Source organism: Eubacterium ruminantium (assembly GCF_900167085.1).
Taxonomy (GTDB): Bacteria; Bacillota; Clostridia; order Lachnospirales; family Lachnospiraceae; genus Eubacterium_Q; species Eubacterium_Q ruminantium.
The window spans coordinates 322,881-334,691 of record NZ_FUXA01000003.1 but is presented as its reverse complement, the minus strand read 5'-3'; the positions used below and the strand labels follow the sequence as shown (position 1 = coordinate 334,691).

General features: G+C 37.3%; 7 protein-coding genes and 1 tRNA gene. 6 read left to right on the top strand and 2 right to left on the bottom strand.

The features are described from left to right. Positions 1-6 precede the first annotated feature (6 nt). The 4 genes from B5D25_RS01475 to B5D25_RS01460 all read left to right on the top strand — a co-directional run bounded on the left by B5D25_RS01475 (position 7) and on the right by B5D25_RS01460 (position 7,398). Positions 7-4,416 carry an amino acid adenylation domain-containing protein gene (locus B5D25_RS01475; protein WP_278286298.1) on the top strand — a complete coding sequence of 1,470 codons (4,410 nt, stop codon included), beginning with the start codon at positions 7-9 and terminating at the stop codon, positions 4,414-4,416. Positions 4,417-4,418: 2 nt separating this feature from the next. Further along, positions 4,419-5,528 (top strand): hypothetical protein, encoded by a 1,110-nt coding sequence (locus B5D25_RS01470; RefSeq protein WP_078785964.1) that lies wholly within the window; start codon positions 4,419-4,421, stop codon positions 5,526-5,528. A 14-nt stretch (positions 5,529-5,542) separates the two neighbouring features. Then, positions 5,543-6,640 carry a glycosyltransferase family 2 protein gene (locus B5D25_RS01465; protein ID WP_078785963.1) on the top strand — a complete coding sequence of 366 codons (1,098 nt, stop codon included), beginning with the start codon at positions 5,543-5,545 and terminating at the stop codon, positions 6,638-6,640. A gap of 89 nt (positions 6,641-6,729) precedes the next feature. After that, a complete protein-coding gene (locus tag B5D25_RS01460) occupies positions 6,730-7,398 on the top strand; it encodes a nitroreductase family protein (RefSeq protein ID WP_078785962.1) in 669 nt (222 codons plus the stop codon). Between the two features lies 1 nt (position 7,399). Here B5D25_RS01460 and B5D25_RS01455 read toward each other — a convergent pair whose 3' ends face one another. Beyond that, a complete protein-coding gene (locus tag B5D25_RS01455; RefSeq protein ID WP_159444047.1) occupies positions 7,400-8,569 on the bottom strand; it encodes an acyltransferase family protein in 1,170 nt (389 codons plus the stop codon). A gap of 202 nt (positions 8,570-8,771) precedes the next feature. On the opposite strand from B5D25_RS01455, the gene B5D25_RS01450 reads away from it, so the two are divergent. Beyond that, entirely contained in the window at positions 8,772-9,005 is a 234-nt protein-coding gene (locus tag B5D25_RS01450) for a hypothetical protein (RefSeq protein ID WP_078785960.1), read from the top strand. 349 nt (positions 9,006-9,354) lie between these two features. Here the strand turns inward: B5D25_RS01450 and B5D25_RS01445 are convergent. Beyond that, a tRNA-Thr gene (locus tag B5D25_RS01445) sits at positions 9,355-9,427 on the bottom strand. A 191-nt stretch (positions 9,428-9,618) separates the two neighbouring features. On the opposite strand from B5D25_RS01445, the gene B5D25_RS01440 reads away from it, so the two are divergent. Then, complete coding sequence (locus B5D25_RS01440; RefSeq protein WP_159444046.1) at positions 9,619-11,754, top strand: NlpC/P60 family protein; 2,136 nt, start codon at positions 9,619-9,621, stop codon at positions 11,752-11,754. Positions 11,755-11,811 lie beyond the last annotated feature (57 nt).

Sequence of the window (11,811 nt, the reverse complement as noted above, 5' to 3'; positions counted from 1 at the left end):
CTTGCACTGGGCGGAACAAGTGTGATCATCGATAATGACACTGTTCTTGATGTAGAAAGATTTATTGATGTTATTAAGACAGAGAAGGTAAATATGCTTGAAATCGTTCCTTCATATGCAGCAATGATGCTTGACTATATGAAGATGAACGGAGTAAGACTTACCGAATTACAAAATGTTCTCGTTACAGGTGAAGCTGTTAAGAAGGACATTATAGAAAAATGGTTCAGTCTCCAGGATACCAGAGTTATCAATGCTTACGGACCTGCCGAAGCATCTGATGACGTTGTGCAGTATGTTATGACAAAGGTTCCTGAAGAAGCTTCGATTCCAATCGGTAAACCTCTGAATAATAACAGTATTTATATAGTAGATAAGCATATGCAACTTTGTCCGATAGGCGTCGAAGGAGAAATCTGCGTAGCAGGTATCGGCGTCGGAAGAGGATATGTAAATCAGCCTGAAAAGACTGAAAAAGCCTTCATGATAAATCCATTTAATACGGATACTGAGGAAAGACTTTACAAGACAGGAGATATGGGAAAATGGCTTCCTGACGGGCGTATAGCGTTCGGCGGAAGAGAAGATTTCCAGGTTAAGATAAGAGGATTCAGAATCGAACTTGAAGAGATCGAGAACCAGCTTATTGCTATAGACGGTATAAGTGAAGCGGTTGTCGCACCTGTAGAAGGTCAGCTTCTTGCGGCTTACTATACAGTTAATGATAGTCAGGGCGTCGGACAGAACGACAGTCAGAATGACAGACAGGGCGTTGGACAGAGTGTAGGACAGATTACCGCACAGAACAACAGTCAGAACGACAATCGGGATGCCGGACAGGACGACAGTCAGAACAGCGCGAGCAAGACTCTCGATACAGAGATGATCAGAGCTGTCTTAAAGGACAAGCTTCCTGAATATATGGTTCCTTCGTTTTATGTTGAGATGGAAAGTCTTCCGCTCTCAGCAAATGGAAAGGTGGACAGAAAGAAACTTCCGAAGGTGGATATTTCAGAAATAAATATCTATGTTGCACCTGAAAATGAAACTGAAGAAGAGCTCTGTCATTTATTTGAAGAGATTCTCAAACTTCCTAAGATCGGAACGGAAGATGATTTCTTTATGAATGGAGGTCACAGCCTCAGAGCTACAAATCTTATCAATAAGATCGAGTATAAGTTTGGCGTTCGTCTCATGCTTAAGGATGTATTTGAAAATCCTACAGTTAAGAAGATTGCGGGCATGATAAATGATGCCCTTGCCGGAAAGAACAGTTCATCTGATAAGGGAAGTGATGGCGGTTATGAAGAGATAAGCAGGATTGAACCTTGCGAAGTTATGGATTATTATCCGCTTTCAGCAGCTCAGAGAAGAATGTTTATTCTTAATCAGTTGGCGAAAAATAGTATCAATTACAATATTCCTTTCATGTATCGTATCGAAGGTGACATTGATCCTGTAAAGGCAGAAGAAGCGCTTAGAACGATAGTGAAAAGACATGCATCCTTAAGAACAGGATTTGAAATGCTCGGTAGCGAGACTGTACAGAAGATTAAAGATGATCTTGTTTTTGAAATGCATTATGAGGATTCGGAAGATACAGAGGAAGCTATTAAAGATCTTGTCAGAAGATTTGTGAGACCATTTAAGCTTTCGGTTGCACCTTTATTTAGAGCGAAGCTGGCAAAACTTAAGGAGAAGACATATTTCCTTATGCTTGATATCCATCATATTATCTGCGACGGTATTTCGAATGAGATAATCATTGATGAATTCCTCAAACTTTACAGGGGCGAATCACTTTCTGATGTTCCTGTTCAGTATATTGATTATGCATGTTGGGAAGCAAAGGAGAAGGATAAGGCTTGGTACAAAAAACAGGAGAAATACTGGCTTGATAGATTTGAAGAGGAAGTGCCTAAATTAAGCATTCCTTCAACATATACCCGACCACTTATGCAGAGCTTTGAAGGAAGAAGCATTGATTTCGAGATAAGCGGCAGCTTGTATGAGAAGATTTCGGATGCTGTTAAGAAGAATCAGGTAACACTTCAGATGTTACTTATGGCAGTATATGACATCCTTCTTGCAAAATACAGTGTTTCAGACGATATCGTTGTTGGAAGCCCTGTTTCTGGAAGAAGCAGAGAAGAACTTTCCGGAGTTGTGGGAATGTTCGTAAATATGCTTGCTATAAGGAATAATCCTTCAGGAGATAAGAGCTTCACACAGTTCCTTAAGGAAGTGAAGAATAATTCCATCGATGCATATGAGAATCAGGATTATCCGTTTGATGAGCTTGTTGAAAAGCTTTCTCTTGCAAAGGATATAAGTCGAAATCCAATATTTGACACTGTCCTTAATGTTATAAATATCGACGAAGTCAGTGGAAAGTTCGGAGACCTTCAGGTTGACAGTTACATTCTCGGAGAAGTTACTTCTAAGTTTGATATGACTTGGACATTTGCTGAAAATGACGGAAAGCTTATGCTTGAAATTGAGTACTGCAACAAGATATTCAGCGAAGAAGATATCGAAAAGTATTATCAGAGTTACGTAAATATACTGGAAAAAGTTCTCAGTGAACCGGAGATAAAGATTTCCGATATCAGCGTGATGAGTAAGGAAGAGGAAAAACTTGTTACGGAAGGATTCAATGACAATAAGGTTGATTATCCAAATGATATACTCCTTCACGAATTATTCGAAGAGCAGGTTAGTAAGAATCCTCTTCAGAAGGCAGTCATCTACGAGGATAGTTATATAACATATGATGAAATGAATAAGAAGGCAAATTCTCTTGCAAATATGCTCAGAGATAAAGGCGTCGGACCGGATACCATCGTTGCGGTTATGCTTGAAAGAAGTCTTGAAATGGCTATTTCACTTATGGCTGTTCTTAAGTCGGGTGGTGCATATCTTCCGGTTGATCCATCTTATCCTGATGACAGAAAAGAGTACCTTCTTGAAGACAGTAAGGCAGAGGTTATTATCACTGACAGTTCATTTGCAGGTGCATATACAGAAGGAAGAAAATGTATCCTGATCGATAAGGACGATATCGATAGATTTGATAACAGCAATCCGGCAAGGATCAATGATTCAAGTGATCTGGCATATATCATTTATACCTCAGGTTCCACAGGAAAACCTAAGGGCGTAATGATAGAACATAGAAATATTGTAAATACACTTCTTTGGAGAAGAGAAGATTACGGCTTTGACAAGAACTCAGTTGCAATGCAGTTTTTCTCATTTGCATTTGACGGCTTTGTCAGCAGTTTCTTCACACCGCTTGTTTCCGGATCGACTACATTTATTCTCAGTGATGTGCATACCAGAGATGCGGTATACCTTGCGAAGAAGATCATTGAAGAGAAGGTTACTCATATGTTCCTTGTACCTGTTCTTTATAAGGGAATCCTTGCTACAGGACTTCTTTCTCAGGACAAGGTGAAACTTAAGACGGTAACCCTCGGCGGTGACAGACTTGATTCCGAACTTGCGGAAATGACGGCTTCTTATCTTCCTGAAGTTGAGATCGCAAATGAGTACGGTCCTACAGAAAATTCTGTAAACAGTACCTGCCTCAGAGATGTTATCCATAAGGATGTGATAACTATCGGAAAGCCTATCTCAAACTGCAGTGCTTACATAGTTGATAAAAATATGAAGCCTGTACCTGTTGGAGTAAAGGGTGAGATATGTGTTGCCGGACGAGGAGTTGCAAGAGGATATCTTGGAAGAGAAGAACTTACCAAAGAAAAATTCATCACATGGGATTATAACGGTGAAAGAATTTACAAAACAGGAGACATGGGAAGCTGGACTGAAAATGGTGAGATCGCATTTCTCGGAAGAATGGATAATCAGGTTAAGATCCGTGGTTACAGAATCGAGACAGGAGAAGTTGAAGAAGCAATGCTCCGTATTCCTGAGATAAATGAAAGCGTTGTCATCGTGAAGGAATTTGAAGGCGGAAGAAAAGAACTTCACGGATTCTATGTCAGCGATGAAGCTATGAATGAAAACGAGCTGAGAGCTAGACTCGGAAGTATCATTCCGAAATACATGGTTCCGTCGAGACTTATTCATTTTGCAGAAATGCCTGTAACACCGAATGGAAAGCTGGATCGAAAAGCGCTGGAAGCTTATGTTCCACCGAAGGAAGAGAAGATTGAGACAGATCCTCCTAAGAATGAGGAAGAGGCTGTTATAGCTAAACTTTTCAGTACCATCCTTCATATAGATGGTATCGGAAGACATGATGACTTCTTTGATCTTGGCGGAGATTCGCTTGGAATGATAGTGCTTCAGTCAAAGCTTCTTGAGCGAAATATTAAGCTTAGCATAGCTACATTATATGAAAACAGAACGGTTGAACAGATCGGAAAATGCATTAGGGGAGGTGCTTAAAGATGATTATTGATTATAGACCTGTGAATCTGGAGGACAGCCTGGTAGATTATCCGGATCATCTTGAACTGCCTGTAGTAATGCAGAGGGAGATGACAACATATCTTCACAGAAGTCTTCCGATGTGTATCATGCTCACAAATGATAATTACAGGGGCTGGTTTAATACCAATTTTGTTCAGATATTTTCAAATAAATTGGAGAATGGTGAGATCGAGCTTAACTATCTTACTCCAAGAGATGGTTACTGTGAGATAGCTGAGGTTATATCCCTCGGCTATCCACTGCTGGATCATGTGCCGGATTTTGTATCATACATGATCGAATGTATCAACAAAGGATATTATTTTGTAGTACATATCGATGAATTTTATATTCCTGATAAAGGGATGTACGAGGAAACTCATTTCGTTCACGCCTCTCTTTGTTATGGCTATGACATGACAAAAAGAGAGTTTTACGGCATCGGTTTCGATGAAGATATGACATTCAGAAAGATGACATTTTCATTTGATGCATTTAGAGAGGCTTATGAGGAAAGTAAGAGTAACTACATGCCGGAAGCTTTCTGGTGTGAATGGTCTGCAGTTCAGCTTATCAAGCCGAAAACACCGGATGTTGCATTTCCTTTTGATCTTAGAAGATTCACGGATGAACTTTCGGATTATCTTACTTCGAGAGCTGATATGTATAAATATTATTCATTTGAATTCGATGTGAAAAATGCCGTTTTCGGAATGGATGTATATAAGCTGGTTGAAGAAAAACTTGAGGAGATGAAGCAGGGGGATATTTATATTGATTATCGTGCGATACATCTTCTTGCAGAGAGGTCGAGAGGTCTTGTGGACAGATTCTCGTATATTTCAAAGTTATATAAAATTTCCGATGAATTAAAAAATGATTTTAAGAAGTATGAAGAAATAGGCGAAAGATTCAATAAAGTGAGACTTAGGTTTATGGCTGAATTCTCTCATGTGGAGAAGAGGGAACAGATAAATGAACATAAGAGAGAAGAGTTGGATTGGGCGATAAAAGAGCTGAGGGGACTATCGAAGGACGAGAAGGAAATTCTTGGAAAGATACATAGTGAATTGCTGCTTATAAAATAATGGAGGGTTAAAGTGTGATTAAGTATAGTTTTATTATTCCAACATATAATAACGCAAAACTTTTGAAGAATAGTCTGGAAGCTCTTAATTATCTTAGTGTTCCGGAAGGAATTGAATATGAAGCGATAGTTGTTGATGACGGTTCGGAATGCGATACATACAGTGTTATTTCCGGAATCAACAAAAAGTACGAGCTTCATTATATCTATCTTGAAAGATGTGAGAATTCAAGCCGTGCCAGAGCCAGAAATAAGGGAATCGAGAAGGCTAAGGGACAGATTGTTGTATTCATAGATGCGGATATAATAGTGAATAAAGATTATATCATGGAGCTTGAAAGGGCATATAGATTCGATGATGATATCATTGTGGTAGGAACAAGAAAGCTTCTTCAGAATGATGTTGATATTGAAGATATAAGAAATAAAAAGATCTTCGAGAAGGAATATCTTGAAAATGCACATGCTGAGCAGGAGTTCCGTAAAGATGTATTCCAGGATCTTTCTTATAATGCCGGAAATATGAATAATCCGTGCCTTTTCTGCTATACATGCAATCTCGCCATGCCGAGAAATAAGATCAATAAAGTACATGGATTTGCAGAAGAGCTTAAGAAATGGGGAGTTGAAGATGTTGAACTTTCCTACAGAGTTGCAAAGGAAAATGTAAAGATTGTTATTAACAGTAAAAATGAAGTGCTGCATCAGTTCCACGGAATAAGACAGGGTAAGTTTGTTAAGAAGGAACAGGTAAATGAAGTAGACTACAATGCAGAAGTATTTGCCAAGATGCATAAAGGAGCGTTTGGCCTTTCTGAAGATGGAATAAAGAAGCTTTTCAGAAGCATCGCAACAAGATATAAGGATCTTGAGCCGGATGATTCCGGAAGAAAGGACAGGATGATCCTTGAGATAAACAGCGATACAAATCAGGAAACCTTTAAGGGAATCATCGAGAAACTTCTTCCTCTAAAGGATGTGGAGATAATTGTCATAGATTATGTTGAAAATTCGGATATTGATATCTGGATTCAGCTGCTTGACTGCAGAAAAGGACATTTGAAATATTATCCGGCTTCCCAGACGGATGTTGAAAAAGTTCTTGCAAGTTAAAAATATAGACAAAATTGTCAGACACCTTTATAATCAAAAGTAGTAATTTTGCTTATTGATTATGTATATATTTCCAAAGGAGGTAAGTCTTGGATATCAGAGAAGCTATCAAAAACAGACATTCTGTAAGACAGTTTAAGAGCGATTCAATTGAACTCGAAAAACGTGATGAACTCGATATGCTTGCGGAAGAGTGCAATGGGCTGAGCGGATTGAATATTCAGGTAATCTATGATGATGCTGAATGTTTTGATACCCTTTTGGCACACTATGGCAAGTTCACAAATGTTAGAAATTATATAGCTATAGTCGGCGATAAGTCAATTGATGATCTTGAAGAATTGTCGGGATATTTTGGTGAGAAAATGGTTATCCGCGCTCAGCAGCTTGGTCTCAATACCTGCTGGGTTGGACTTACCTATGGTAAAGGAAAATGTAAAGCAGAGATTGGTAAAAATGAAAAATTGGTCTGTGTCATCGCACTCGGTTACGGAGAGACGGAGGGCACAGGCCATAAATCTAAATCTGTAAGAGAACTCTGCAATGTTGAACCAAATGACATGCCTATATGGTTCAAGAATGGTATGGTTTCAGCCATGAAGGCACCAACCGCAATGAATCAGCAGAAATTTTATATTACTTTAGGCGAAGATGGAGAAGTATCCATCGACGCCAAAAAAGGTTTTTTTGCTGAAGTAGATCTGGGAATCGTCAAATATCATTTTGAAGTCATAAGCGGACGAAAATGTAAAATCTAATCTAGCTTATCTTCTTCTTTATAAATAATACAAATTGATTGAAATGTATTAATTTCTTTATTAGTTCAATAATAACCGATAAGATAAAGCATATAACCAATGAAACTATCAAGAGCAGTGCAACACTGTCGATTTTGTCATGAAGCAGATCACACTTGATGACAAAAATATGCAGATAGAAGATATTTCCGGAATATTCTCCAAGAACTTCAAGTGGTTTAAGAAGAATATTCTTATGGAAGATAGAAACCAGCATGCATATTATTAAAGCGGCAAATGCAAAGCCAACCATATGTGTGCCTTTGTAATCAAATTTTGAGTAAGAAGCAGCTCTTTTAAAATACAAAAGTCCTAATAGAATTACAAAAAGAGAAAATGCTAAAATGTATTTATGCTTATATTTTAACTTATCAAACAGACATTCACTTGCGAATAAGCATCCCAGTATTGAGATAAAAATATAATTCACATAATCACCACCGAAGGAAGATACCATATTTCCCTTCAGTAATATCATAAGAATATATGCGAAAAACAGTGAGGCCTTTCCGTAATTTTCAATCATTTTACATACAACCGGTGTGAAAATGATGATTAACTGCGCAAGGAAGATATACCAGTTTATACCGGCAATCATTGGAGTTTTGAAGAAATCTCCCCATCCCATGAAATCAAAAAAGGCATATTTAAAACTATGTTTATAGATTGAGCCGATTGTATTTCCACGAAGGGTATAAGCCAGTAGAAGCTGGAAAGGATAAATGAACCATCTTGCAGACATGAGAATGATAAGTCTACTGCAGATGAATCTGAAAACAGACATTTCATTTTTCTTAGCGATATATATCTTTGCAGTTCCGAAGGCTGAGATAAATATAAATATAGGAACACAAATACGTGCAAGCACCGCCATGTCCACAACGATTCTTTGTGGCAAGATGCTCTTCATACTGTATGTTTTAAAGAAAGAATTCATAAAACATAGATGATGGAAAACAAGAAGTATTATTGCTATACCTTTGGCTTTGTTTGATTCGCTTTTGCCGAAGATAAATTTCTCGGCAACACGTGTTTTATTTGAACCGCTTGGTTTATCGGATTCATTTGTTTTATCTGATTCAAGTATCTTCTTGTTATCTATTGGTTTTAATGATTTTTCATCGCTTTTCATGTTGAATCCTCTCAATTGAATGGTATTATAAAGAAGAATATCGCAAATAAAACTATACAGTATTTTCCGGAAAACATCAAATTTTAGCTTGCAATATGCGGTCATTGGGCATGGATTTTGGTAAAAGAGGGATATAGCATAGCAGAGGCTCACGAAATAACTGAAAAGGTGTATAATTACGCAAAAGAGGTGGACGAATTCAATGGTAAGAATAGAAAAAATAAAAATAAAAAATAATATAATTGAGTGCGTCTTATTTCCAGAGGACAATAAAGATGGGTTTATATTGAAATACAATCCGGAGACGAGAGAAAAGGATTATCAATTACCTAAAGGATATGAGCATTGCGATGTTCATGTGACTATGGCTTGTGTTTATTTGAGAAATAATTACAAGAAGAATTTACCCGAATCAAAAGTCGTTATTTGGTATTAGGGGGTGTCGTAATGTTAAATAATATTCGTATTGAACATCACTCTCCTGAAGTCATAAAGGACCATAACCTATACTTCCCATCTTGGATGAGTTAATGGAAACGATACAAGTGCTGTTACCCAAACTATACTTTGCAACTATAGACAAGTTAAAATCTTAAGAAAGAGCAGGCTAAAAACCTGCTCTTTTTGGTTACATTTTGGTTACATTAGAGTCAAAATGGAGGCTTGGTTACACGTTGGTTACAATTGCTTATGCTTACATATAATTACTTTTTATTACTTTACAAACAAGAAAAAACAGCCAACAAACAACGTAAATGCGTTATATTGGCTGTTTTCTAGGCTTAAGCTTCTGATGGGACTCGAACCCACGACCTATTGATTACGAATCAATTGCTCTACCAACTGAGCCACAGAAGCAATTATAAATATAAATGTTAATTTTTATATAAAAAAACAAAAAACTAACGTCAGTTATTATACATTTTTTCATAATATAATTCAAGAACATCTTTATATATGTTTAATAGAAAAAAGCTAGTATTATCTGTTAACGAATGTTATCATTTAAGTAGTTCGATTCAAAAAATATTATGAGAGGAAGAGGGAAAATGATTAAATTATCTTGCGTAAAGAGAATCGTTTTAACTGGAGTATTCAGCATGACACTCCTTTTTGCCGGTACAGCAGTAGGTGCAAAAAAAGTATACGCGGCAACAGATGAAGTTAATCATGTTGAGGTTGAATCAGAAGAACATGATAACGAAGAATCATCAGATATTGATGATGATTCAAAAGCGAATGATACTGAAGCAGAAGAGGTATCTTCGACAGAATCAGAAAGCGAAACTTCAGAAGCTGAAGATGGTAAAACTGAAGAAGTAACTGATCCGGAGGAAAAAACAGAAGAAGCTTCAGAAGAGAAAAAAGATGAAGCTGAGGACGGTGTGGATGCACCAACAGAAACAGAAGAAAATGCAGATGCTGTTGAAGAAAAAGCAGCAGATGAAAAGACGGTTGAGGAGAAGAAAGTAGAAGTTGAAAAAGAATCTGCAAAAAGTATAGTCAAAGAAACTCAGCCGGAGAAGCTTGATAGTGTTGATGACACAAAAAATGTAAAAGAAACAAAAGACGTTAAAAAAGAAACAAATGATAAGAAAAAGCCTAACAAAAATGTAACAAAAAAGCCTACAGGACTTGTTAAAAACAATGGTGTTTGGAATTATGTAGTTGATGGTAAAGTGCAGAAGAATTTCACAGGAGTTAAGAGCAATCAGTACGGATACTGGTATGTTGAAAATGGTGCTGTAAACTTCGGTAAAAACGGTTTTGTTAAGGCTAAATTCAACAACAAAAATTCTTGGCTTTATATCGTAAATGGCGAAGTAATGACTAAGACTACAAGCGTTTTACAGGGAACTGTTAAAGGTGAAGATGCTTGGTGGTATGTTGAAAACGGAAAAGTTAATTTCACTGATACCATAGCAAAGAATGATTATGGTTGGTGGAGAATTAAAAATGGTAAGGTAGACTTCAGCTGTAATACAATCGAAAAGAACCAGTATGGATGGTTCAAGTGTAAGAACGGTAAAGTAGACTTTAGCTGTAATACAATTGAGCAGAACCAGTATGGATGGTTCAAGTGTAAAAACGGTAAAGTAGATTTCAGCTGTAACACAATCGAGAAGAATCAGTATGGATGGTTCAAGTGTAAGAATGGTAAAGTAGACTTTGATTGTAATACAATCGAGAAGAACCAGTATGGATGGTTCAAGTGTAAGAACGGTAAAGTAGACTTCAGCTGTAACACAATCGAGAAGAACCAGTATGGATGGTTCAAGTGTAAGAACGGTAAGGTTGATTTCAGCTGTAACACAATCGAAAAGAACCAGTACGGATGGTTCAAGTGTAAGAATGGTAAAGTAGACTTTGATTGTAATACAATCGAGAAGAACCAGTATGGATGGTTCAAGTGTAAGAATGGTAAAGTAGACTTTGATTGTAATACAATCGAGAAGAACCAGTATGGATGGTTCAAATGTAAGAACGGTAAGGTTGATTTTTCATTTAACGGAGTTGGTGAGAATCAGTATGGACGTTTTTATTGTAAAGACGGTAAGGTTGTATTCTACACTAACGGATATTTAGTTAAGGGTGGAAAGACATACAAATTCAATGGTAAGGGACATGTTATCGATGAGATAGACGGTCTCGTTCCTATGACAGAGATGCCTGGATTCTTTATCAGCAATATGTATGCAGGTAACCTCAATACAAGAGAAGAGAGAATCGAAGCTATGATCAAGAGAGCTTACGAGTATCTCAATACAGAATATGCTATCTGTAAGTCAGAAAGACCTGGTGAGCAGGTTGACTGTAGTGGACTTGTAATGCAGTGTCTCTATGCAGCCGGATTTGATCCATCACCTGCTAATCCGGAGCACCATTCACATCCTGAAAATGAATATGACTCAAGAACACTTTGGTCAAGCGTTCCTATGAAACATATCAATGTTTCTAAGGACGGATCGAAATACACAGAAAAGGGTAATGTTGATTACTCTAAGCTTAGAAGAGGAGATCTTATTTACTATAAGAGTCCTAATGCAGATATTATCAACCATGTAGCTATCTATCTTGGTGATGATAAGGTTATTGAAGCTGTTGCACCATATGTTATGGACTGGCTTGGACTTATCCATGAAGTTCACGGAACAATCTACGGAGTAACAAGACCTTTCGAATAAAATACATTTTACCTTAACTTAGAAGAGGTAATAAGGAAGAGAGCGCACTCACTATCA